This window comes from Streptomyces sennicomposti (assembly GCF_019890635.1).
GTDB lineage: Bacteria > Actinomycetota > Actinomycetes > Streptomycetales > Streptomycetaceae > Streptomyces > Streptomyces sennicomposti.
Window position 1 is genome coordinate 92,062 of record NZ_JAIOAB010000008.1, and the last position, 23,434, is coordinate 115,495.

The window sequence follows — 23,434 nt, forward strand, 5'->3', positions numbered from 1 at the left end:
CGTACCACCGTGCGGTACCCCGGACAAGCCACGTGCCCGCCTTCCTCGAAGGAGGCGGGCACGTGGTCCGTCCGTACGTCACTCACCGGGCGCCGGCGCGGGGGCCGCTGCGGGCGCCGGCTCCGGCGGCTCGTCCTGGGCGAGGAAGACGAGCTGCCCGTCCTCCACGTCCACCGTGACCCGGCTGCCCTCGCCGAGCCGCCCGTCCAGCAGCAGCCGGGACATCCGGTTGTCCACCTCGCGCTGGATGGTGCGGCGCAGCGGACGCGCGCCGTACTCGGGCTGGTAGCCACGCTGCGCCAGCCAGTCCACGGCCGGATCGGTGAACTCCACGGAGACGCCCTGCGCGTGCAGCAGCCGCCGCGTCTTGTCCAGCAGCAGGTTCGTGATCTGCCGCAACTGCTCGGCGGTGAGCTGGCGGAAGACGACGATCTCGTCGATGCGGTTCAGGAACTCCGGCCGGAAGTGCTCGCGCAGCGGCCTGAGGATCTGCTCCCGCCGCGCCTCCTCGTCCGCGTCCGCGCCGCCCGCGCCGAACCCGATGCCGGCGCCGCGCCGGGTGATCGCCTCCGAGCCGAGGTTGCTGGTCATCACGATCACGGTGTTGGTGAAGTCCACCGTGCGGCCCTGCGCGTCGGTGAGCCGGCCGTCGTCCAGCACCTGGAGCAGGATGTTGAAGACGTCCGGGTGGGCCTTCTCCACCTCGTCCAGCAGGAGCAGCGAGTACGGGTGCCGGCGCACCACCTCGGTGAGCTGACCGGCCTCCTCGTGGCCGACGTACCCGGGCGGGGCGCCCACCAGGCGGCTGACGGTGTGCCGCTCCTGGTACTCGCTCATGTCCAGGCGGACCATCCGCTCCTCGCTGCCGAACAGCGCCTCGGCCAGCGCCCGGGCCAGCTCGGTCTTGCCGACGCCGGTCGGGCCGAGGAACAGGAAGCTGCCGATCGGCCGGTCCGGGCTGGCCAGCCCCGCGCGGGAGCGCAGCACCGCCTCGGCGACCACGCTCACCGCCTCGTCCTGGCCGACCACCCGCTCGTGCAGATGCTCCTCCAGGCCGAGCAGCCGCTCCTTCTCCTCCTGGGTGAGGCTGCTGACCGGGATGCCGGTCTGCCGGGACACCACCTCGGCGATGGCCTCCGCGGTCACCACCAGGTTCATGCCCTCGTCCGCCTCGCCGTCCCCGCCGGCCTCGGCGATCCGCTGCTTCAGCTCCACGATCCGGTCCCGCAACTGCGTGGCCTGCTCGTACTGCTCGTCCGCGACCGCCTGGTCCTTGTCCAGGGTGAGCTGCTCGACCTCACGTTCCATGGCCCGTACGTCCGTGCCCTTGGTCCGCGCCCGCAGCCGTACCCGCGCGCCGGCCTGGTCGATCAGGTCGATCGCCTTGTCCGGCAGCCGCCGGTCGGTGAGATACCGGTCGGACAGCTCCACGGCCGCCACCAGCGCCTCGTCGGTGTAGCGGACCTGGTGGTGGGCCTCGTAGCGGTCGCGCAGGCCGCGCAGGATCTCCAGGGCGTCCGCGACGGTCGGCTCGGGCACCAGGATCGGCTGGAACCGGCGGGCCAGCGCCGCGTCCTTCTCGATCCGCCGGTACTCCTCCAGCGTGGTCGCGCCCACGATGTGCAGCTCGCCGCGGGCCAGGGCCGGCTTGAGGATGTTGCCGGCGTCCATGGAGCCGCCCTCGCCGCCGCCCCCGGCGCCCACCACCGTGTGCAGCTCGTCGATGAAGACGATCAGCCGGTCGGAGTTGGTGCGGATCTCGGTGACGATGTTGTTCAGCCGCTCCTCGAAGTCGCCCCGGTAACGGGTGCCGGCGACCACTCCGGTCAGGTCCAGGGCGACCACGCGGCGGCCGAGCAGTATGTCGGGCACGTCGCCGTCGGCGATCCGCTGGGCGAGGCCCTCCACGATGGCGGTCTTGCCCACGCCCGCGTCGCCGATCAGCACCGGGTTGTTCTTCCCGCGCCGGGACAGCACCTCGATCGTCTGCTCGATCTCCTGGTCCCGCCCGATCACCGGGTCGATACGGCCCTGCCCGGCCAGGTCGGTCAGATCACGGCCGTACTTGTCCAGGGTGGGCGTGGCGCTGGTGCGCTGCCGTTCCGCCCCCGGCGGAGCGGCGGTCTCCGTCGTCTCCGGCGGCAGGCCCGAGGCGGCGAACCGGGCCGCGTTCAGGATGTGCCCGGCCGCCGAGTCGGGGTTCGCGGCGAGCGCGCTCAGCACGTGCTCGGGGCCGATGTAGCCCGCTCCGCTGGCCCGCGCCATGTCGTGCGCGTCCAGCAGGGCGCGCTTGACGGCCGGGGTCAGGGACAGCGTCGAGGGCGGTGGCGGATCGCCCGGCTGCTGCTGGACGGGGCCGGACCGCTCGTCGATCTGGTCGGCCATCGAGTCCGGGTCCGCGCCGGCCCGGCTGAGCAGGCTGCGGGTGGGCTCGGTGGCGAGCGCCGCCCGCAGCAGGTGCTCGGTGTCCAGGTCCCGGCTGCCGTGGTCGGCGGCGTACTGGGCCGCGCCCTTGACGAGTTCCCGGGCGGGCTGACTGAGCAGCCTGCCGATGTCGACGTGCCGGGGACCCGGGCGGGGTCCGCCGAAGAACCGGGCGAAGAATTCGCCGAAGGGGTCGCCCTCCGGGCCGACGTAGCCGCTGGTCATCGCTTTCCGTTCCTTCGCTGACGGGTGGCTCCCGCCGGGTAACCGGGTCGGGGGTCGGTCATGCAACGCTGACACGTTCCGTTTCGGTCGGCATGTCGAGCGGCCGCGGGGGCGGAGGGTGCGCGAGAGCGCGAGCGCGGCGCGTGGCTCGGCCGGCTGCTGCACGCGGCGCGCGGCACGCGGCGGCATGACGGAGACCATCGCGCGCGGGCAGCTCGGCGCAGACGCAGCGCGAGATCGAGACGGGGCGCGCCCCGACCCCGGCCCTGTCCACCGTCGCCGCGGTGGCGGCCCGCCGGGGCCGTCGATGGACGAGCCGGCGGGGCGGGGCGTCCCGGCCGGGGCGCCCGGCTGGGACGCCCGCCCTGGGGGCAGCCGGGCGCCCCGCCGCGGGGGCGCCCGCCGTCGAGGCCCCCGCACCGGCCCGGCGCGGCTCCCGTCAGGAGGCGCCCGCCGGGTCCTGGCGCGTGGGGCCCCCCGGCCTGGGGACCTTCGCGTCGGCCGCGTCGGCTGAGTCGCTCGCGTCGGCTGCGCCGGCCGTGTGGGCGGTGTCGGACCTGTCGGCCGGCGAGGCGTCGGCACGGCCGGGCTCCGGCCGCGCCGCCGTGGGACGGCTCTCGGCCCAGGCCATCAGGGCCGGGTCGTCGAGGGAGGCCACCCACAGATCGGCCAGTGCGGCGTCCTTTGGGGCGGGGCGCGGTCCCACGCCCACGACCCGCAGGCCCGCGGCGACCGCGGCCTTCATCCCGTTGACCGAGTCCTCGACGGCGAGGGCCCGGCCGCCGGGGACGCCGAGGCGGCGCGCGGCCTCCGCGTACGTGTCGGGGTGCGGTTTGGGGCGGATCCGGTCGTCCGGTACGACGATGTGCCGGAAGTGCCGGCGTAAGTTCACCGACTCCAGGGAGAACCGGACCACGTCCTCGGGGCAGTTGCTGGCGACGGCCAGCGGCGCCACCCGCTCCAGCGTGCGCACCAGCTCCCGTGCGCCGCGCGTGCTGACCGGCTCGCGGGCGACCAGGGCGCGGAAGGTGTTGAGCAGTTGCTGCGTCATGTCCTGGGCGTGGTCCGGTGCGCCCACGAGTTCGGCCATCAGGACTCCGCAGTCCCGGTAGTGCAGGCCCTTCGCGCGTTCCGCGAACTCCTCGTCGGGGGCGTGGCCGAAGCCGCGCAGCACGATCGCGCGGGCGCGCTGCCAGTGCTGCTCGGAGTCGATCAGGGTGCCGTCGCAGTCGAAGACGACGGCTTCGGGGGTCCAGTCGGGGTCCAGCGTGGGGGGTCGGGTCATGTGCTTGCCGTTCTGGCGCGGGGCGGAACCGCCGGGCAGGCCGACAGGATCCACCGGTCATGGATGAGGTCACGCCTGCTGAGGGGTCCTTCACTTCGGGGAAGTGGGAATCCGCAGGCGAAGAGGTCCGGTTGCCGGACACGGTGGTCACACGCGGTCGACCGCGGTGTTCCTGCACGCATCCGGAACCGTAAACACCATGAACGGTACGCTCCGCTTAGCCCGCGATGTCCGTTTGCCAGCGCAATACGCACGTGTGGGTGACCCCGCCCGGCGCGGCCCTGGGGCCGACGGCCCGCGCGGGGCGCGTACCCCGTCCGGCCGCGCGCGGGCACACCTCCGGCGCACGGCCGGACGTGAGCGGCACGGGGCTCGGACGGTGGTACTCCGCGCCGCGGGCGTGACGGTGTACGACCCTGTGGCCGCCCCTCGCGGAAGCGTGCCGCGCGGGCGTCGCGGTGCGCGGAGCGCGCGACGGCCCGGCGATGTGCGCGGAGGGCACGGCCCGGTCCGGCTCGGGCGCGGTGGTACTGCGGGGCGCGGAGGCGCGGTGTCAGCGCTCCGGGCGCCGGACAGCGTGCCGGGCGCGGGGCAGCGTGCCCGTCGCCCGCGACCGTGCCCCACCCGCTCGACGCGCGCCCCCACCGCGCCCCCAGTCCGCCCCCGCCCCCGGCCCGTGAGGGCCACCCCCGCCAACCCGCCGGAGGCCACCCCCGCTAACCCACCGGAGTGTGAAACACGATCGACTTCGCGGGTTCACGGCGTTGGTCTTGGCAAGGCCGCCCGGGAGGCTTACGTTCGTGCCTCTAGGCCTGTTCTACGGGCGTAGAGGCTCTGACGTACGCCGAAGGAGCAGCTCATGGCCAACGTCGTCCGTGCGGCCCTGGTCCAGGCCACCTGGACCGGCGACACCGAGTCCATGGTCGCCAAGCACGAGCGGCACGCCCGCGAGGCCGCCCGGCAGGGCGCGCGGATCATCGGGTTCCAGGAGGTCTTCAACGCGCCGTACTTCTGCCAGGTCCAGGAGCCCGGGCACTACCGGTGGGCCGAGCCCGTGCCGGACGGGCCGACCGTCCGCCGGATGCGGGACCTCGCCCGCGAGACCGGCATGGTGATCGTCGTCCCGGTCTTCGAGGTGGAGCAGCCCGGCTTCTACTACAACACCGCCGCCGTGATCGACGCCGACGGCGGCTACCTCGGCAAGTACCGCAAGCACCACATCCCGCAGCTTGAGGGCTTCTGGGAGAAGTACTACTTCAGGCCGGGCAACCTCGGCTGGCCCGTGTTCGACACCGCCGTCGGCAAGGTCGGCGTCTCCATCTGCTACGACCGCCACTTCCCCGAGGGCTGGCGGCAACTCGGCCTCAACGGCGCCCAGCTCGTATACAACCCGTCCGCCACCCACCGCGGTCTGTCCTCCCATCTGTGGCGGCTGGAGCAGCCGGCCGCGGCCGTCGCCAACGCCTACTTCGTCGCCGCGATCAACCGCGTCGGCCAAGAGGAGTACGGCGACAACGACTTCTACGGGACGAGCTACTTCGCCGACCCCCGCGGCAGGTTCGTCGGCGACACCGCGAGCGACACCGCCGAGGAACTCCTCGTCCGCGACCTCGACTTCGACCTCATCGAAGCGGTGCGGCAGCAGTGGGCCTTCTACCGCGACCGCCGTCCCGACGCCTACGAAGGGCTGGTGCAGCCGTGAACGACCTCTACGACCGCCACCGGGCCGTCCTGCCCGACTGGCTCGCGCTCTACTACGAGGACCCGATCGAGATCACGCACGGCGAGGGCCGCCACGTCTGGGACAGCACGGGCCGGCGCTACCTCGACTTCTTCGGCGGCATCCTCACCACCATGACCGCCCACGCGCTGCCCGAGGTCACCAAGGCGGTCAGCGAGCAGGCCGGCCGCATCATCCACTCCTCCACCCTCTACCTCAACCGGCCGATGGTGGAACTCGCCGAGCGCATCGCCCAGTTGAGCGGCATCCCGGACGCCCGGGTGTTCTTCACCACCTCCGGCACCGAGGCCAACGACACCGCGCTGCTGCTGGCGACGACGTACCGGCGCAGCAACACCGTGCTGGCCATGCGCAACAGCTACCACGGCCGCTCCTTCAGCACGGTCGGCGTCACCGGCAACCGCTCCTGGTCCCCGAGTTCCCTCTCCCCGCTCCAGACCCTCTACGTCCACGGCGGCGTCCGCACCCGCGGTCCCTTCGCCCACCTCGACGACGAGGCCTTCATCGCCGCCTGCGTCGAGGACCTGAAGGACCTCCTCGGCCACACCCGCCCGCCCGCCGCCCTCATCGCCGAACCCGTCCAGGGCGTCGGCGGGTTCACCTCCCCGCCCGACGGCCTGTACGCCGCCTTCCGCGAGGTGCTGCGCGAGCACGGCGTCCTGTGGATCGCCGACGAGGTGCAGACCGGCTGGGGCCGCACCGGAGAGCACTTCTGGGGCTGGCAGGCGCACGGCCGCAGCGGGCCGCCCGACATCCTCACCTTCGCCAAGGGCATCGGCAACGGCATGTCCATCGGCGGCGTCGTCGCCCGCGGCGAGATCATGAACTGCCTGGACGCCAACAGCATCTCCACCTTCGGCGGCACTCAGATCACCATGGCCGCCGGTCTCGCCAACCTCAACTACCTCCTGGAACACGACCTCCAGGGCAACGCCCGCCGGGTCGGCGGCCTGCTCATCGAACGCCTGCGCGCCGTCGCCGCCGCCCTGCCCGGCGTCCGCGAGGTGCGCGGGCGCGGACTGATGGTCGGCGTCGAACTCGCCCGGCCGGGCACCGACGAGGCCGACCCGCGAGCGGCCGCCGCCGTGCTGGAGGCGGCCCGCGAGGGCGGCCTGCTCATCGGCAAGGGCGGCGGCCACGACACCAGCGCCCTGCGCATCGCCCCGCCGCTGTCCCTGACCGTGGCGGAGGCCGAGGAGGGCGCCGCGATCCTGGAGCGCGCGCTGGGCGCCGCGTACTGAGGCGCCCGCGTCGAGCACCGACACCACCGAGCACCGAGAACACAGAGAGCACCGAGCACCGAGCACCGAGCAAAAGGGGAACGTCGCCATGACCATCTCCTCGGACCGCCCCCTGACCGCCCCGCAACTCCCCGCCGCCGTCCCGCGCCTGCCCGAACCCGCCCTGTCCGTACGGCAGGTGCTCGCCCTGGAACGGGTGCTCGCCGGCGAACCCGAGGTGGTGGCCGGAGCCGGCCGGCTCGACCAGCCGGTGCGCTGGGTGCACGTCGCCGAGGCGGCCGACGTCGGCGTGATGCTCAGCGGCGGCGAGATGGTGCTCACCACCGGGGTGCTGCTCGCCGGCGACGAGGAGAAGCAGGCCGAGTACATCCGCTCCCTGCACCGGGCGGAGGCCGCGGCCGTCGTCCTCGGACTCGGCCGGGCCTTCCCCACCCCGCCGGAGGTGATGCGCCGGGCCGCCGAACGCTGCGGACTGCCCCTGGTGGTGCTGCACCGGCCGTTCCCCTTCGCGGAGTTGACCGAGGAGGTGCAGTCCCGGCTGGTGCGCCGCAAGTACGCCGCCGTCAGCCTGTCGGAGGCCGTACGCACCGCGCTCACCGCCCTCATCACTGCGGGCGCCCCGCTGCAGGCGCTGCTGGACGAGATCGCCCAGCACACCGCCTGCCCCGTCGTCGTCACCAACCTCGCCCACCGCGTCCTGGCCACGGCGGGGGAGCGGTCGGCGGTGGAGGACGTGCTGCGCGACTGGGAGCGCATCGCCCGGCAGGCCGGCGGCAGCGAGGGCGACGGCTGGATCCGCGCCGAACTCGGCGGGCGCGGCGAGCGATGGGGCCGGCTCGTGCTGTGCGGCCACCGCGGCGACACCGCCACCGGACGGCTGCTCGCCGACCGGGCCGCCGAGGCCCTCGTCCTGCACCGCATGCTCGGCGGCGCCGCCGGCCGCACCTGGGAGGAGCAGTCCGCGCAGAGCCTGCTCACCGACCTGGCCGGGGGCGCCGTACCGGCCCGGCAACTGCTGCCGAGGGCGCGGGCCGCCGGACTCCCGGTCAACCGGCGGGCGTTCGTGCCGCTGGTCGTCCACGACGCCGACCCCGCCGAAGTCGACCGGCTGCTGCGCCTGCTGGGACTGACCGGACTGGTCGCCGAACTCACCGAGGGCGTCACCGCCGTCCTGCTCAGCCTCGCCCGCGACCAGGACGCCGACGCCCTCGCCGGGCACTTCGCCGTCCGGCTGCGCGAGGCGCCCGCGGCGGCCGGGACGGTCGTCGCCGCCGCGGACGCCCGCACCTGCTGGGACGACGTGCCCGCCGGGCTGCGCGAGGCCCGGCACGTCGCCGACGCCGTCGCCGGGTCCGCCGCCGCCCTCGACCTGCCGCCCGTGGTCCGCCTCAGGGACGTCCATCTGCGCGGGCTGATCCGGCTGCTGCGCGAGAACCCGCATGTGCAGTCCTTCGCCGAACGGGAGCTGGACGGGCTGCTGTGCGACGCCGGACAGGACCTGCTGGACGTCCTGCGCACCTATCTCGCCACCGGCCGCAACAAGTCCCGCACCGCGCAGCTCCACCATGTCTCCCGGCCCGCGCTCTACCGCCGTCTGGAGGCCATACAGGGCCGCCTCAACGTGGACCTCGACGACTTCGAACAGGCCGCCTCCGTGCACATAGCCCTCCTCGCGCACGACGCGCAACAGCAGTGAAACCCGCGACCACCTGGCGAAACACCGGTGACACAGGGGACGGGGCCGCAGTGACACGGTGACACGCCGCACCCCGGCGGACGTGACACCGTGCACCTCGAAGCGGCCCCCACGCCTTCCCTACGCTCACCGCACACCGATCGAGCAGCGGAGGTCCCGATGAGCCGAGTGATCCGAGCCGCCGTCTTCCAGACCGCCTGGACCGGCGACAAGGAGTCCATGATCCGCCGCCATGAGCAGGCGGTCCGCGACGCCGCCGCCCAGGGCGCCCAAGTCCTCTGCTTCCAGGAGCTCTTCTACGGCCCCTACTTCTGCCAGGTGCAGGACCCCGCCTTCTACGAGTACGCCGAGCAGATCCCCGAGGGCCCGATCACCCGGCGCTTCCAGGCCCTCGCCCGCGAACTGGGGATCGTCCTCGTACTGCCGATGTACGAGGAGGAGCAGCCCGGCGTCCTCTACAACACCGCCGCCGTCATCGACGCCGACGGCAGCTACCTCGGCAAGTACCGCAAGACCCACATCCCCCAAGTGCGGGGATTCTGGGAGAAGTTCTACTTCCGCCCCGGCAACAGCGGCTGGCCCGTCTTCGACACCGCCGTCGGCAAGGTCGGCGTCTACATCTGCTACGACCGCCACTTCCCCGAGGGCTGGCGGGCGTTGGGCCTGGCCGGCGCCGAGATCGTCTTCAACCCGTCGGCCACCAGCCGGGGCCTGTCCGGCTACCTGTGGCAGCTGGAGCAGCCGGCCGCGGCCGCCGCCAACGAGTACTTCGTCGGCGCGATCAACCGCGTCGGCGTCGAGGACCTCGGCGACAACGACTTCTACGGCACGTCGTACTTCGTGGACCCGGAGGCGCAGTTCGTCGGCGAGGTGGCCGGCGACAAGGAGAGCGAACTGGTGGTGCGCGACCTGGACCTCGCCAAGCTCCGCGAGGTCCGCGACCGCTGGCAGTTCTACCGCGACCGCGCCCCGGGCACGTACGGCCCGCTGACCGCGCCGTAACGGAACCCCGGCCACCGACGACTCCCAGCCGACGACGAACGAGAGGCCCTCATGAGCCGCCGTACAGCCATCCGCGGCGGTCTCGTCATCACCGCATCCGACGAGATCCACGCCGACATCCTCATCGAGGACGGCCGCATCGCCGCCCTCGCCGCCACCGGCACACCCGCCGCCGAGGCCTTCACCGCCGAGCACACCATCGACGCCACCGGGAAGTACGTGATCCCGGGCGGCGTGGACGGACACACCCACATGGAGATGCCGTTCGGCGGCACCTACGCCTCCGACACCTTCGAGACCGGCACCCGCGCCGCCGCCTGGGGCGGCACGACCACCATCGTGGACTTCGCCATCCAGTCCAAGGGCGGGGCCCTGCGCGAGGGCCTGGACGCCTGGCACGCCAAGGCCGAGGGCAACTGCGCCATCGACTACGGCTTCCACATGATCGTCTCCGACGTCACCGAGGAGACGCTGAAGGAGATGGACCTCCTGGTGGAGGAGGGGGTGACCTCCTTCAAACAGTTCATGGCGTACCCGGGCGTGTTCTACTCCGACGACGGGCAGATCCTGCGCGCCATGCAGCAGGCCGCCGGCAACGGCGGGCTGATCATGATGCACGCCGAGAACGGCATCGCCATCGACGTCCTGGTCGAGCAGGCCCTCGCCCGCGGCGAGACCGACCCGCGTTACCACGGCGAGGTCCGCAAGGCCCTGCTGGAGGCCGAGGCCACCCACCGGGCGATCCGGCTCGCGCAGGTGGCGGGCGCGCCGCTGTACGTGGTGCACGTCTCGGCCCGCGAGGCGGTGGCCGAACTGGCCAGGGCGCGCGACGACGGGCTGCCCGTCTTCGGCGAGACCTGTCCGCAGTACCTGTTCCTGTCCACCGACAACCTCGCCGAACCCGGCTTCGAGGGCGCGAAATACGTGTGCAGCACACCCCTGCGCCCACAGGACCACCAGGCGGCCCTGTGGCAGGGGCTGAGGACCAACGACCTCCAGGTGGTCTCCACCGACCACTGCCCCTTCTGCTTCAGCGGCCAGAAGGAGCTGGGCCGCGGCGACTTCTCCAAGATCCCCAACGGGCTGCCGGGGGTGGAGAACCGTATGGACCTGCTCCACCAGGCCGTCGTGGACGGCCACATCTCGCGCCGCCGCTGGATCGAGATCGCCTGCGCCACCCCGGCCCGGATGTTCGGCCTCTACCCGAAGAAGGGCACCATCGCCCCCGGCGCCGACGCCGACGTGGTCGTCTACGACCCGCACGCCGAGCAGATCCTGTCCGCCGAGACCCACCACATGAACGTCGACTACTCGGCCTACGAGGGCCGGCGGATCACCGGCCGGGTGGAGACCGTGCTCTCGCGCGGCGAGGCCGTCGTCACCGAGCGGGAGTACACCGGACGCGCCGGCCACGGCGTCTACACCCCCCGCGCCACCTGCCAGTACCTCGACTAGGAGCGCCGCCCATGGACTTCGGACTCGTCCTGCAGACCGACCCGCCGGCCTCGCGCGTCGTCGAGCTGATGCAGCGCGCCGAACGCAACGGCTTCCGCTACGGCTGGACCTTCGACTCCGCCGTGCTGTGGCAGGAACCGTTCGTCATCTACAGCCAGATCCTCGCCCAGACCGAGCGCCTGACGGTCGGCCCGATGGTCACCAACCCGGGCACCCGCACCTGGGAGGTCACCGCCTCCACCTTCGCCACCCTCAACGACATGTTCGGCAACCGCACCGTCTGCGGCATCGGCCGCGGCGACTCCGCCATGCGCGTGGCCGGCCGCAAACCCAACACGCTCGCCCGGATCAGCGAGGCCATGAAGGTCATCCGGGCCCTCGGCCGGGGCGAGGAGGCCGACCTCGGCGGCGGCGCGGTGGTGAAGTTCCCCTGGGTGCGGCCGGGCGCCCACCTCCCCGTCTGGATGGCCGCGTACGGGCCCAAGGCGCTGAAGATGACCGGCGAGGAGGCCGACGGTTTCATCCTCCAGCTCGCCGACCTCTATCTCACCGAGTACATGGTCAAGGCGGTCAAGGACGCCGCCGCGCAGGCCGGACGGGACCCGGCCGAGGTGACGATCTGCGTCGCCGCGCCCGCCTACGTCACCGCCGACGACTCGCCCGAGGCGCTCGCCCACGCCCGCGAGCAGTGCCGCTGGTTCGGCGGCATGGTCGGCAACCACGTCGCCGACCTCGTCTCCCGCTACGGCGAGCACTCGGCCGCCGTGCCCGACGAACTGACCGCGTACATCAAGGCCCGCCAGGGCTACGACTACGCCCACCACGGGCGCAGCGGCAACCCGGACACCCAGTTCGTGCCCGACGAGATCGTCGACCGGTTCTGCCTGATCGGACCGGTCGAGGCGCACATCGAGAAGCTGACCGCGCTGCGCGAGCTGGGTGTGGACCAGTTCGCCGTGTACGCCATGCACGACGCGCGCGAAGCAGTGATCGACGCGTACGGCCGCGAGGTCATTCCCGTCGTCAACCCCTGAACCACCGGTCCCGATCCGATTGGGCTGCCCATGACCGACACCGCACCCCCGGGCATACCGCCGTCCGCTCAGGTCACCCTCGCCGACGGGCGGGTGGAGATCGCCCCCGGCACCGAACCGCCCAGCGGCCCCTACGCCAACGCGGACCTGCTGCCGGTCCCCGTCGCCAAGCGCACCTGGACGACGTACAACTTCTCCGCGCTGTGGGTCGGCATGGCCCACAACACGGCCTCCTGGACCCTGGCCTCCGGACTGATCGCCGTCGGCATGGACTGGAAGCAGGCGGTGTTCACCATCGCCCTGGCCAATCTGATCGTGCTCGTCCCGATGCTGCTCACCGGGCACGCCGGACCGAAGTACGGCATCCCCTTCCCCGTCTTCGCCCGCGCCTCCTTCGGGGTGCGCGGGGCCAACCTCCCCGCCGTCGTACGGGCGTTGGTGGCGTGCGGCTGGTTCGGCATCCAGACCTGGATCGGCGGCGAGGCGATCTACTTCCTGGCCGGGAAGCTGATCGGCGACAGCTGGTCGAAGGCCGGCGAGGTGGGCGGGTACGCCTGGACGATGTGGCTGTCGTTCGCGATCTTCTGGGTGATCCAGGTGGCCGTCATCTACCGGGGCATGGAGACCATCCGCCGGTTCGAGAACTGGGCGGCGCCGTTCGTCATCGTCGGCGCGTTCGTGATGCTGGGCTGGATGAGCGACAAGGCCGGCGGCTTCGGCCCGCTCTTCGACCAGCCGTCCAGGCTGGGCTGGGGAGCGGACTTCTGGAAGCTGTTCGCGCCGTCCCTGATGGGCATGATCGGCTTCTGGTCCACGCTCTCGCTGAACATCCCGGACTTCACCCGTTACGGCCGCAGCCAGCGCGCGCAGACCCGGGGCCAGGCGCTCGGCCTGCCCACCACGATGACCCTGTTCGCGTTCCTGTCGGTGCTGGTCACCTCCGGCTCCCAGGCCGTGTACGGCGAACCGGTGTGGGACCCGGTGCAGTTGGCGGCGAAGACGGACAACGTCGCGGGACTGCTGTACGCGTTGGTGACGGTGCTGGTGGCGACCCTGTCGGTGAACATCGCCGCGAATCTGGTCTCCCCGGCGTTCGACTTCTCCAACATCGCCCCGCGCAAGGTGAGTTTCCGCTCCGGCGCGCTGATCACCGCCGTGCTCGCCGTGGTGATCTGCCCGTGGAAGCTCTACTCCGACCCGCAGGGCTACATCTTCACCTGGCTCGGCCTGGTCGGCGGGCTGCTCGGCACGGTGGCCGGCATCCTCGTCGCGGACTACTGGATCGTGCGGCGCACCCGGCTCGACCTGGCCGACCTGTACCGGGCCGGCGGGCGCTACTGGTACGCGGGCGGCTGGAACTGGCGGGCGGTCACGGCGTTCGTGGTGGGCGGCGTCCTCGCCATCGGCGGCGCGGACTTCCATCCGCTGATCGACGGCCGCCCGATCCCGGCCCTCAAGCCGCTCGCGGACTACGGCTGGGCGGTGGGCCTCGGCACCTCGCTGGTGCTGTATCTGCTGTTCACGCTCGCCGCCGGCCGGGACCGGAGCCCGGCCCCGGCCTGACCGGCGGACTCGGCGAAGCGCGGCCGGAGGAGGCGGTGACCCTGAGGACGGAGGGCCACCGCCTCCCCGCACGTCCCGCCCGGCCCGGGGCCGCACGGCCGAGCCCCGTGCCGGGCCGTACGGCCGACACAGGTCCCGTACCGGAACCTCAGCCCTGGCCCTCAGCCCTGGGTCTGCCCCAGCGCGGCCACGGCCTCCTTGGCGGCCTTGATGGCGCCCTTGTTGATCTCGTCGGTGTCCGGCGCCTTCTTCGTCTCGAAGTCGCTGCCGTTGTACGTGACCACCACCAGCGCGTTCGCGACGCGCGCCAGCACCACGCCCTCCCGGGTCTGCTGCTTGTCCTCGGTGGTCAGGTTCACCACCGAGTACGCCTCGTCGCCGAGCCCGGGGACCGCCCCGCCGCCGCTCTTCTCGGCGGTGCGCTGCTGATAGGAGGTGCGCGCCGCGTCCGTGGTCCGCATGATCTCGAACGACACGTCGAGCCAGCGGTAGTCGTAGCCCTTGAGCGCGTTCCACGAGCAGGTGCGGCGCACCTTCTCGTCGGTCGACGGGATCTCCTTGCCCGCCGACTTCGCCCCCGGCACCAGGGAGGTGACGGTCTTGGCGGCGACGGCCGCGCACGGCTGCGGCGCGGACGCGTAGACCGGGGCCGCCGCGCTCGCCGAGGGCGCGCCGCTGGGACCGGCGCCGGCCGACGACGAGGCGTCGGCCGTCCGGGTCTCCTGCGCGGCGGCCCGCCCGCCGTCGGCCGGCGACGCCGCGAACGGCCCGGACGTCAGCGCCCACCCCGTGCAGGCGAGGACGAGGACCGGGCTGAGCCGCGCGGTGAGCGCGAGCGGCAGGGGGAATTCACGCACGGCGCACTTCTCGTGTGGGGGACGGACGAAGCGGAGGGCGTCCACACTGTGGACGGTGGACGCCAGTGTCACACGAGTACCTGTGGGGCGGAAGTGCCAACTCGCTCCGTACCCGGACGATCACGCGCCCCCGCCGCCGAAGCGAAGTTCGTCCCCCTGTGTCCGGCGGGCGGACCCGTCCCGCGCGCTCGCGGCGGGGCGCGGACCTCGATGTCCTCAGCAACGGTGCCATCGGCACCGAGGACTCGGCCGACGCCTTCCTCGGCAGCTACACCGCCAAGGGGCGGATCGAGTCGATCGACAAGAAGGAAGGGACGGTGACACTGCATTTCACCGCCCAGAACCAGTCCGACTGGAATTCCGCGACGCACCTCATTCCGCGTTCGATCAACCCCTTCGTCGAAAGCACCTTCGGCGCCGCCGTGCACGAGAGTTTCTCCTGGGAAGAGAAATGGCCGCTCTACAAATGCGTGAGCTATTCGGAATGGCTCCAGTAACCGCTTGACCGGGGTTCGGGGGGAGCCCCGCCACGGGCTCCCCCCGATTCGTCAGTAGTGTGAGGGCGTGTTGAAAAACATCCTTGGATTCTGCCGGAGAGCCGGCGCGATCGTTGTTCCGCTTCTCCTGCTGGCCGCCTGTGCCGGGGAGCAGACCTCGAAGGCGACGGTCGCGGACGTCGTCGGCGACTGGCGGGCTTCGGACGGGGAGCAGATCTCCCTGACCGGCGACCACCGCTTCACCTCGCGCAACCTGGGGGAGAAGAGCGCCGAGTGCCCTTCCGGTGAGAACAGCGGCACCTGGGGTTTCTACGTAGAAGACGGCAAGAGCGATGCCGTGGTGTCGCAGAAGGCGACTTCCGGCGACTGGATCGGGCTGTCGTTCAAGAGCGATGACCGGCAGGAGTTCTCCTGCTTCGTGGATCTGGTCGTCGTGGACGGAGGCAAGACCCTGTGCGAGACCGAGGATCCGGACAGCCTCTGCGGCCTCGGCGTCCGCCTCACCCGGAAGGAATGAGGCGGCAGGCTTCGCGATCCTCGACCGAGCCGGCCGGACGCAGGGCGGGGACGACGGCTGCTGCGCGGCCGGGTGTATGGCTGTAACCACGACGACACCCATCCTGGTCCAGTGCCGCACCAGACTAGAGGTACGCCGCGCTCGTGGGCGGCCCGCTGGACGGGCTGCTGCTCGACATCACCGGCTGGCGGCCGGAAGAGACAGACGACGGCGTCGCCTTGCTGACCGAGCTGGGCCGGTGGCCGGGCGGTCGGGCACTGTACGACCCGGCCCCAGGCGAACCGTGTCCTGTCGGCCCTGGGTGTGCGGACGGGCCGACCGGTCAGGAGAAGCGGGCGGCCACCGCCGACGCCCGCTGCAAGCAGCGCACCGGCTACGTCCGCGCGGTGCACGCCGTCGACGTACGCGTCCAGACCCGTCTCGTCGCCGGGCACCGAGGGGAGCTGGAGCGACAGCGCGCACGCGTCCGGGAAGCGGTCCGCACCGCGCGCGCAGTCCTGGAGTCGCGGTGACCGACGGCGCGCACCGCGCGCACCGCGGACCGCCCGGAGCGTCGGCGTCCGCTCCCCGGACCTGGGTAGGTACGTGCGCACCGGGCGAGACACGCGGACACCCGGCCGCGGCCACGACACGCGAACCCCGAGGTGACAGATGCAGTTCACCACCCGCCCCACCCTCCAGGGCACCTTCGGCATGGTGTCCTCCACCCACTGGCTCGCCTCCCAGTCGGCGATGGCCGTGCTGGAGGACGGCGGCAACGCCTACGACGCCGCCGTGGCCGGCGCCTTCGTGCTGCACGTGGTCGAACCGCACCTCAACGGCCCGGCCGGCGAGGCGCCGATCCTGCTCGCCCCGGCCGGCGGCGAGGTGCGGGTGCTGTGCGGGCAGGGCGTCGCCCCGGCCGGGGCGACCGTCGCCCACTACCGGGGCCTCGGCCTGGACCTCGTGCCCGGCACCGGACCGCTGGCCGCCGCCGTCCCGGGCGCCTTCGACGCCTGGCTGCTCCTGCTGCGCGACCACGGCACCAAGTCCCTGGACGAGGTCCTCAAGTACGCCATCGGCTACGCCGAGCACGGCCACGCGCCCGTCGAAGGCGTCGGCGCGACCGTCGAGACCGTACGGGAACTGTTCGAGACCGAGTGGACCTCGTCCGCCGAGGTCTACCTGCCCGGCGGGCGCGCCCCCGAGCCCGGCCGGCTGCTGCGCAACCCCGCGCTCGCCGCCACCTGGAGACGGCTGCTCGCCGAGACCGCCGGCACGGGCGGCCGGGAGGCGCGGATCGACGCCGCGCGCGAGGTGTGGCGCACCGGCTTCATCGCCGAGGCCCTGGTCCGCCAGGCCGGGCGGCCCACCCTGGACACCAGCGGCGAGCACCACACCGGCACCCTCACCGCCGCCGACCTCGCCGCCTGGTCCGCGGGTTACGAGACGCCCGCGACGTACGACTGGAACGGCTGGACCGTGTGCAAGCCGCGCCCCTGGAGCCAGGGCCCCGTCCTGCTCCAGCAACTCGCCCTGCTGCCGGATGAGTTGCCCGAGTATGGATCGGCCGACTGCCTCCATCTGCTGATCGAGGGCTGCAAACTGGCCATGGCCGACCGGGAGGCCTGGTACGGCGACGCCGCCGAAGTGCCGCTGGCCGACCTGCTGTCGGCCGAGTACAACGCCGGACGCCGCCGACTCGTCGGCGAGCAGGCCTCGTTGGAGCTGCGGCCCGGCAGCCCCGGCGGACGCGCCCCGCGGCTCGGCGCGCACGCCCGCCGGGCCGCCACGCGCGCGGCGCGGCACGGCGTCCCGGGCGTGGGCGAGCCCACCGTCGCCAAGCCGCCCACCTCCCCGGTGCCGGGCGAGCCCGTCGTCACCGGCGACGGTCACACCCGCGGCGACACCTGCCACCTCGACGTGGCCGACCGCTGGGGCAACCTGGTCGCCGCCACACCCAGCGGGGGCTGGCTCCAGTCCAACCCCGTCGTGCCCGAACTCGGCTTCCCGCTCGGCACCCGGCTGCAGATGACCTGGCTGGAGGAGGGCCTGCCCAACTCGCTGACGCCCGGCCGCCGTCCGCGCACCACCCTCAGCCCGTCGATCGCCCTGCGCGGCGGCGAGCCCGTCCTCGCCTTCGGCACACCCGGCGGCGACCAGCAGGACCAGTGGCAACTGCACTTCTTCCTGGCCCTCGCCCTGCGCCCCGCCGTCCGCGGCGGCCTCGACCTCCAGGGCGCCGTGGACGCCCCGAACTGGCACCAGGACGGCCTGGTCGGGTCGTTCTTCCCGCGCGGGATGCGGCCCGGCAGCGTCACCGTCGAGTCCCGCACCGACCCCGCCACCGTCGCCGGACTGCGCCGCCGGGGCCATGACGTGACCGTCGGCGGCCCGTGGTCCGAGGGCCGGCTGTGCGCGGTCGCCCGGGACCCGGAGTCCGGCGTCCTGTCGGCGGCGGCGAACCCGCGCGGCATGCAGGGGTACGCGGTCGGCCGCTGAGGCGGGATCGGCCGGGCCGGGCGGTGCGCGGTGTCCCCACGCCGCGGTGCCTCGGGGAGAGGCGCCGCGGGGCATCGAGGAGAGGCACCCCGGCGCATCGAGGAGACGCCCGCAGCGCCCCGGGGAGGCACCGCAGCGCCCCGGGGAGACGCACCGCAGCGCCCCCGGGAGACGCGCCGTGGGCCCGCCCCTCGCGACGCCGGGTGTTCACGCCGATTCCATCGGGTGTGCACCCAGGAGGCGGGCGTTGTCACAGGTCCGTGCTCTCATGGAGGCATGATCGAAGAGACGGAAACCATCGAAGAGTTTCTCGTGCGCCACTCGGCCGACGTGGAGGAGGCGGTCCGCACGGCCGCCGCGGCCGAGATCATGCCCCGCTTCCGCCGCCTGGCCGAGCACGAGATCGACCAGAAGTCCGGCCCGCACGACCTGGTGACGGACGCCGACCGGCTCGCCGAGCGGTACCTCACCGACCGGCTCGGCGCGCTGCTGCCCGGCTCGGTCGTGGTCGGCGAGGAGGCGGTGCACGCCGACCCCGCGGTCTACGACGCGCTGCACGGCGACGCGCCGGTCTGGATCGTGGACCCCGTGGACGGCACCCGCCAGTTCGTGCACGGCGACCCCGACTTCTGCACGCTGGTCGCCCTCGCCCGCGGCGGGGTCCTGCTGGGCTCGTGGACCTACGCCCCCGCGCTCGACCTGATCGCCACCGCCGTACGCGGCCGGGGCGCCCTCCTCGACGGGCAGCCGCTGCGCTCGGGCACGCCCGACGCCGGCCGGGCCCTGCGCGTGGCCCACTCGCACCCCGACTACACCACCGACGAACAGAAGCGCAGCCTGCTCGGCCTGTACCGGGACGGCGTCGAACCCCGCGCCTGCGGCTCGGCCGGCCTGGAGTACCTGGCCGTCGCCCGGGGCGAGCTGGACGCCACCGCCTTCAGCTGGGAGGCGGCCTGGGACCACGCGGCGGGCCTGCTGCTGGTCGAGGAGGCGGGCGGCGCCCACCTGACCCGCACCGGCGCACCGTTCCGCATCACCGGGGGCAACGCCCTCCCCTTCACGGCGGCCCGCGACGAGCGGACGGCCCACCGTATCGCCGCCCTCCTGACGGAACCGGCGGGGGAGCCGCGGGTCCCGTCGGCGGGGTGAGGCACCCTCCCCACGGCCCGGCTGCTGCGCGCCGCGGGGAGGCGCCTGGCCAGGCCGGCGGCCGGCACGGGCACGTAGGCCGCCGGGACACGCAGGCCCGGCCGAACCAGACTCCCGAGGCCGCGTGCGGCCCGCCGGGGCACGGAGGTCGGCCACGCCCGTACGGCGTGGCCGTAGCGCCCGGGTGTCCGGCCCGCCGGGGCGAGGCCAGGCTCGGGACGGGGGACGAAGGCCGGGCCTGCGCGTGGCCGCCGAGCCCGGGTGAGCGGGCCGCCGGGCGCGAGGCCAGGCTCGGGACGAAGGCCGGGCCTGCGCGTGGCCGTAGCGCCCGGGTATCCGGCCCGCCGGGGGCGAGACCAGGCTCGGGACTAAGGCGAGGCCTGCGCATGGCCGCCGAGCCCAGGTGCGTCGGGCCGCTGGCCGCGAGACCAGGCCGGGGGCGGGGGCCGGGCTCGGGCACCAAGGTCGGGCATGGGCGCCGGGCACCAAGGTCGGGCACGGAGGCCGGGCACCAAGGTCGGGCACGCAGGCCGGGCACCAAGGCCGGGCACGCAGGCCGGGCTCGGGCTGACGCCGGGCTCCCCGCCCCCCGGCGGGCGGCCGGCCCCGGCCGCCCGTCGCCGCCCCAGGACCAGGTCCCCCCGTGTCAGTCCCGCGGCATATCCTGAGCGGCAGTGGCCATCGGCTGACGAAGGGGTCCCAAGGTGGCGTCGATGCTCGATGCGGTCGTGGTGGGTGCGGGGCCGAACGGGCTGACCGCGGCCGTGGAGCTGGCCCGGCGCGGCTTCTCCGTGGCCGTCTTCGAGGCCCGCGACACCGTCGGCGGCGGCGCCCGCACCGAGGAACTCACCCTGCCCGGCTTCCGCCACGACCCCTGCTCCGCCGCCCACCCCCTCGGCGTCAACTCGCCCGCCTTCCGCGCCCTGCCCCTGGAGCGCCACGGCCTGCGCTGGCTCCACCCCGAGCTGCCCATGGCGCACCCCTTCCCGGACGGCACCGCGGCCGTCCTGGCCCGCTCTGTCGCCGAGACGGCGGCCTCCTTCGGACCGCGCGACGCGGGCGCGTACCGCAGACTGGTCGAGCCGTTCCTGCCCCGCTGGGACACCCTGGCCCGCGACTTCATGTCGCTGCCGCTCACCGCGCTGCCGCGCGACCCCGTCACCCTCGCCCGCTTCGGCCTCGCCGGACTGCCGCCCGCCACCTGGCTGATGCGCCGCTTCCACGACGAGCGGGCCAAGACCCTCCTCGCCGGCCTGGTCGCCCACGTCATGTCCCCGCTGAACGGCCTCGCCACCGGCGCCATCGGCCTGGTCTTCGCGCTGGCCGCGCACGCCCGCGGCTGGCCGCTGGCCCGCGGCGGCTCCCAGGCGATCTCCGACGCCCTCGCCGGGTACCTGACGGAACTCGGCGGCGCGATCCACACCGACTACGAGGTCAAGCGGCTGGACGACCTGCCGCCCGCCCGCGCGTACGTCTTCGACACCTCGCCCACCGCCCTGGCCCGCATCGCCGGCCTCGGCCGGTACTACGAGGGCTACCGCTACGGACCCGGCGTCTTCAAGATCGACTACGCGCTGGACGGCCCCGTCCCGTGGACCGCCGAGGCGCCCCGCGTCGCCGGCACCGTGCAGATCGGCGCGGACAGCGCGGAGATCGGCGCCGCGCTGAACGCCGCAGCGCGCGAGGGCCGCGCACCCGACCGGCCCTTCCTCATCACGGTCCAGCCCAGCGTCGTGGACCCCAGCCGCGCCCCGGCCGGCCGGCATGTCTTCTGGGCGTACGGTCACGTGCCCAACGGCTGGACCGGCGACCTCACCGACGCCGTCGAACGCCAACTGGAGCGCTACGCCCCCGGCTTCCGCGACCGCGTCCTCGCCCGCGCCACCGCGGGCCCGCCCGAACTCGCCGCCCGCGACGCCAACTACGTCGGCGGCGACATCGCCACCGGATCGGTCGCCGGACTCCGCCTGCTGCTGCGCCCCAGACCGACCCTGTTCCCGTACCACACCCGGCACCCGGCGGTGTTCATCTGCTCCTCGGCCACCCCGCCGGGCCCCGGAGTGCACGGCATGTCGGGGCACAACGCGGCCAAGGCGGTCTGGCGGAGGCTGAGACAGACATGAGCACCACGATCACCCTCGTCCAGGGCGACATCACCCGCCAGCGCGCCGACGCCCTCGTCAACGCCGCCAACTCCTCCCTGCTCGGCGGCGGAGGAGTGGACGGCGCGATCCACCGCCGCGGCGGCCCCGCCATCCTGGCGGAGTGCCGCGCCCTGCGGGCCTCCCGCTACGGCAAGGGCCTGCCCACCGGCCGGGCGGTCGCCACCACGGCCGGCGACCTGGACGCCCGCTGGGTGATCCACACGGTCGGCCCGGTCTGGTCGGCGAGCGAGGACCGCTCCGAGCTGCTGGCCTCCTGCCACCGCGAGTCGCTACGGGTCGCCGACGAACTCGGCGCGCGCACCATCGCCTTCCCGGCGATCTCCACCGGCGTCTACCGCTGGCCGATGGACGACGCCGCCCGCATCGCCGTCGAGACGGTACGGAACACGCCGACGGCCGTCGAGGAGGTCCGCTTCGTCCTGTTCGACGAGCGGGCCCACGCCGCCTTCGCCGCCCGCCTCGGCTGATCGGGACAGCCCCAGGCAGGCCGACGTCCATGTCGGATTCCCGCCAGCCCGGGGGCCCGCCGGTGCCCGATGCTGGACGCATGCAGAACGGGATGCACACCGACCGGGACCGCTGCGTACGCGCCGTCCGGTCCAAGGACGCCCGCTTCGACGGCTGGTTCTTCACCGCCGTCCTGACCACCGGCATCTACTGCCGGCCGAGCTGCCCCGCGGTGCCGCCCAAGCCGGAGAACATGGTCTTCCACCCCAGCGCCGCCGCCTGCCAGCAGGCCGGGTTCCGGGCCTGCAAGCGCTGCCGGCCCGACACCAGCCCCGGCTCCCCGGAGTGGAACCACCGCGCCGACCTCGTGGCCCGCGCCATGCGGCTGATCGCCGACGGCGTCGTGGACCGCGACGGCGTCCCCGGCCTCGCCGCCCGCCTCGGCTACAGCACCCGCCAGATCGAACGCCAGCTCCTGGCCGAACTCGGCGCCGGACCCCTCGCGCTCGCCCGCGCCCAGCGCGCCCAGACCGCCCGGCTGCTGATCGAGACCACCGCCCTGCCGATGGCGGAGATCGCCTTCGCCGCCGGCTTCTCCTCCATCCGCTCCTTCAACGACACCGTGCGCGAGGTCTTCGCCCTGTCACCCAGCGCACTGCGCACCCGCGCACCCCGGCCCACCGCCACCGACCTCCCGAGTCGGCCCGCCGCCGCCGACCTGCCGCGCCGGCCCGCCGCCGGCCGGCCCCGCGCCGCCGTCCCCGGCACCCTCTCCCTGCGCCTCCCCTTCCGCGCCCCCCTCAACCCGGACAACCTCTTCGGCCACCTCGCGGCCACCGCCGTCCCCGGCGTCGAGGAATGGCGCGACGGGGCGTACCGGAGGACCCTGCGCCTGCCCCACGGACCCGGCATCGCCGCGCTCACCCCGAGGCCGGACCACGTGGCCTGCCGGCTCACCCTCGCCGACCTGCGCGACCTGCCCGTGGCCATCAGCCGCTGCCGCCGCCTGCTCGACCTGGACGCCGACCCGGTCGCCGTCGACGACCAGCTGCGCACCGACCCCGTACTCGCCCCGCTGGTCGACAAGGCTCCCGGCAGACGCGTGCCGCGCACGGTGGACGAGGCCGAGTTCGCCGTCCGGGCCGTCCTCGGCCAGCAGGTCTCCACGGCCGCCGCCCGCACCCACGCGGCCCGCCTGGTCACCGCCCACGGCGAACCGGTGGACGACCCCGAGGGCGGCCTCACCCACCTCTTCCCCGCCCCCGAGGCGCTGGCCGCGCTCGACCCCGAGTCGCTGGCCATGCCCCGCACCCGGCGCACCACGTTCACCACCCTCGTGCGCGAACTGGCCGGCGGCGGCATCCGCCTGGGTGTGGAGAGCGACTGGCAGGAGACCCGCGCCCGGCTGCTGGCGCTGCCCGGCTTCGGCCCCTGGACGGTCGACGTCATCGCCATGCGCGCCCTCGGCGACCCCGACGCCTTCCTCCCCACCGACCTCGGCATCCGGCGCGCGGCGGCCGAACTCGGCCTGCCCGCGACGCCCGCCGCCCTCACCGCACGCGCGGCGGCCTGGCAGCCCTGGCGCGCCTACGCCGTGCAGTACCTGTGGGCCACCGACAGCCACCCGATCAACTTCCTGCCCGTCTGAGGACGCA

General features: G+C 73.7%; 17 protein-coding genes and 1 pseudogene. 15 read left to right on the top strand and 3 right to left on the bottom strand.

Features of this window, described 5'->3' with window-relative positions:
- Window positions 1–78 precede the first annotated feature (78 nt).
- Window positions 79–2,649 carry an ATP-dependent Clp protease ATP-binding subunit gene (locus tag K7787_RS07485; RefSeq protein ID WP_169439192.1) on the bottom strand — a complete coding sequence of 857 codons (2,571 nt, stop codon included), beginning with the start codon at window positions 2,647–2,649 and terminating at the stop codon, window positions 79–81.
- Between the two features lie 439 nt (window positions 2,650–3,088).
- Window positions 3,089–3,934 (bottom strand): HAD family hydrolase, encoded by an 846-nt coding sequence (locus K7787_RS07490; protein WP_223000906.1) that lies wholly within the window; start codon window positions 3,932–3,934, stop codon window positions 3,089–3,091.
- Window positions 3,935–4,793: 859 nt separating this feature from the next.
- On the opposite strand from K7787_RS07490, the gene K7787_RS07495 reads away from it, so the two are divergent.
- From K7787_RS07495 to K7787_RS07525, 7 genes are all read left to right on the top strand, one after another.
- Entirely contained in the window at window positions 4,794–5,636 is an 843-nt protein-coding gene (locus K7787_RS07495) for a nitrilase-related carbon-nitrogen hydrolase (RefSeq protein ID WP_169439190.1), read from the top strand.
- Complete coding sequence (locus K7787_RS07500; protein ID WP_223000907.1) at window positions 5,633–6,916, top strand: aspartate aminotransferase family protein; 1,284 nt, start codon at window positions 5,633–5,635, stop codon at window positions 6,914–6,916. The genes K7787_RS07495 and K7787_RS07500 overlap by 4 nt, the downstream gene beginning before the upstream one ends.
- Window positions 6,917–7,004: 88 nt before the next feature.
- Window positions 7,005–8,612: a PucR family transcriptional regulator gene (locus K7787_RS07505; protein WP_247720650.1), complete on the top strand. Its 1,608-nt coding sequence runs from the start codon at window positions 7,005–7,007 to the stop codon at window positions 8,610–8,612.
- A gap of 159 nt (window positions 8,613–8,771) precedes the next feature.
- Complete coding sequence (locus K7787_RS07510) at window positions 8,772–9,614, top strand: nitrilase-related carbon-nitrogen hydrolase (protein ID WP_164388595.1); 843 nt, start codon at window positions 8,772–8,774, stop codon at window positions 9,612–9,614.
- A 51-nt stretch (window positions 9,615–9,665) separates the two neighbouring features.
- Window positions 9,666–11,069 carry a dihydropyrimidinase gene (gene hydA / locus K7787_RS07515; protein ID WP_223000908.1) on the top strand — a complete coding sequence of 468 codons (1,404 nt, stop codon included), beginning with the start codon at window positions 9,666–9,668 and terminating at the stop codon, window positions 11,067–11,069.
- A gap of 11 nt (window positions 11,070–11,080) precedes the next feature.
- Window positions 11,081–12,103 (top strand): TIGR03842 family LLM class F420-dependent oxidoreductase, encoded by a 1,023-nt coding sequence (locus K7787_RS07520; RefSeq protein WP_223000909.1) that lies wholly within the window; start codon window positions 11,081–11,083, stop codon window positions 12,101–12,103.
- Window positions 12,104–12,133: 30 nt separating this feature from the next.
- The gene (locus K7787_RS07525; protein WP_223000910.1) at window positions 12,134–13,666 is read left to right on the top strand and encodes an NCS1 family nucleobase:cation symporter-1; all 1,533 of its coding nucleotides are present in this window, start codon (window positions 12,134–12,136) and stop codon (window positions 13,664–13,666) included.
- Window positions 13,667–13,827: 161 nt separating this feature from the next.
- On the opposite strand, the gene K7787_RS07530 is transcribed toward K7787_RS07525, so the two are convergent.
- The gene (locus tag K7787_RS07530; RefSeq protein ID WP_223000911.1) at window positions 13,828–14,523 is read right to left on the bottom strand and encodes a hypothetical protein; all 696 of its coding nucleotides are present in this window, start codon (window positions 14,521–14,523) and stop codon (window positions 13,828–13,830) included.
- A gap of 158 nt (window positions 14,524–14,681) precedes the next feature.
- Here K7787_RS07530 and K7787_RS07535 point away from each other — a divergent pair, with 158 nt between their 5' ends.
- The 8 genes and pseudogenes from K7787_RS07535 (at window position 14,682) to K7787_RS07570 (ending at window position 23,427) form a co-directional block, all read left to right on the top strand.
- Window positions 14,682–15,020, top strand: a complete 339-nt coding sequence (locus K7787_RS07535) for a hypothetical protein (RefSeq protein ID WP_223000912.1) — start codon at window positions 14,682–14,684, stop codon at window positions 15,018–15,020.
- A gap of 67 nt (window positions 15,021–15,087) precedes the next feature.
- Complete coding sequence (locus K7787_RS07540; protein WP_009191434.1) at window positions 15,088–15,537, top strand: hypothetical protein; 450 nt, start codon at window positions 15,088–15,090, stop codon at window positions 15,535–15,537.
- 57 nt (window positions 15,538–15,594) lie between these two features.
- Window positions 15,595–15,839 (top strand): annotated as a pseudogene (locus K7787_RS07545) (hypothetical protein); the annotation flags it as partial.
- Window positions 15,840–16,188: 349 nt separating this feature from the next.
- Window positions 16,189–18,018: a gamma-glutamyltransferase family protein gene (locus tag K7787_RS07550; RefSeq protein ID WP_223000913.1), complete on the top strand. Its 1,830-nt coding sequence runs from the start codon at window positions 16,189–16,191 to the stop codon at window positions 18,016–18,018.
- A 276-nt stretch (window positions 18,019–18,294) separates the two neighbouring features.
- On the top strand, window positions 18,295–19,167 hold the full coding sequence (locus K7787_RS07555; RefSeq protein ID WP_223000914.1) for an inositol monophosphatase family protein: 873 nt from the start codon (window positions 18,295–18,297) through the stop codon (window positions 19,165–19,167).
- 713 nt (window positions 19,168–19,880) lie between these two features.
- Window positions 19,881–21,290: a phytoene desaturase family protein gene (locus K7787_RS07560; protein ID WP_223000915.1), complete on the top strand. Its 1,410-nt coding sequence runs from the start codon at window positions 19,881–19,883 to the stop codon at window positions 21,288–21,290.
- Complete coding sequence (locus K7787_RS07565) at window positions 21,287–21,799, top strand: O-acetyl-ADP-ribose deacetylase (protein WP_223000916.1); 513 nt, start codon at window positions 21,287–21,289, stop codon at window positions 21,797–21,799. The genes K7787_RS07560 and K7787_RS07565 overlap by 4 nt, the downstream gene beginning before the upstream one ends.
- An 80-nt stretch (window positions 21,800–21,879) precedes the next feature.
- Window positions 21,880–23,427 (top strand): AlkA N-terminal domain-containing protein, encoded by a 1,548-nt coding sequence (locus K7787_RS07570; RefSeq protein WP_282107233.1) that lies wholly within the window; start codon window positions 21,880–21,882, stop codon window positions 23,425–23,427.
- Window positions 23,428–23,434: the final 7 nt, after the last annotated feature.

Coding starts and splice junctions, on each gene's coding strand:
- K7787_RS07520 (WP_223000909.1), top strand. CDS start 11,081: ATGGACTTCGGACTCGTCCTGCAGACCGACCCGCCGGCCTCGCGCGTC.
- K7787_RS07550 (WP_223000913.1), top strand. CDS start 16,189: ATGCAGTTCACCACCCGCCCCACCCTCCAGGGCACCTTCGGCATGGTG.
- K7787_RS07560 (WP_223000915.1), top strand. CDS start 19,881: ATGCTCGATGCGGTCGTGGTGGGTGCGGGGCCGAACGGGCTGACCGCG.
- K7787_RS07505 (WP_247720650.1), top strand. CDS start 7,005: ATGACCATCTCCTCGGACCGCCCCCTGACCGCCCCGCAACTCCCCGCC.
- K7787_RS07555 (WP_223000914.1), top strand. CDS start 18,295: ATGATCGAAGAGACGGAAACCATCGAAGAGTTTCTCGTGCGCCACTCG.
- K7787_RS07565 (WP_223000916.1), top strand. CDS start 21,287: ATGAGCACCACGATCACCCTCGTCCAGGGCGACATCACCCGCCAGCGC.
- K7787_RS07525 (WP_223000910.1), top strand. CDS start 12,134: ATGACCGACACCGCACCCCCGGGCATACCGCCGTCCGCTCAGGTCACC.
- K7787_RS07510 (WP_164388595.1), top strand. CDS start 8,772: ATGAGCCGAGTGATCCGAGCCGCCGTCTTCCAGACCGCCTGGACCGGC.
- hydA (WP_223000908.1), top strand. CDS start 9,666: ATGAGCCGCCGTACAGCCATCCGCGGCGGTCTCGTCATCACCGCATCC.
- K7787_RS07570 (WP_282107233.1), top strand. CDS start 21,880: ATGCAGAACGGGATGCACACCGACCGGGACCGCTGCGTACGCGCCGTC.
- K7787_RS07490 (WP_223000906.1), bottom strand. CDS start 3,934: ATGACCCGACCCCCCACGCTGGACCCCGACTGGACCCCCGAAGCCGTC.
- K7787_RS07495 (WP_169439190.1), top strand. CDS start 4,794: ATGGCCAACGTCGTCCGTGCGGCCCTGGTCCAGGCCACCTGGACCGGC.
- K7787_RS07485 (WP_169439192.1), bottom strand. CDS start 2,649: ATGACCAGCGGCTACGTCGGCCCGGAGGGCGACCCCTTCGGCGAATTC.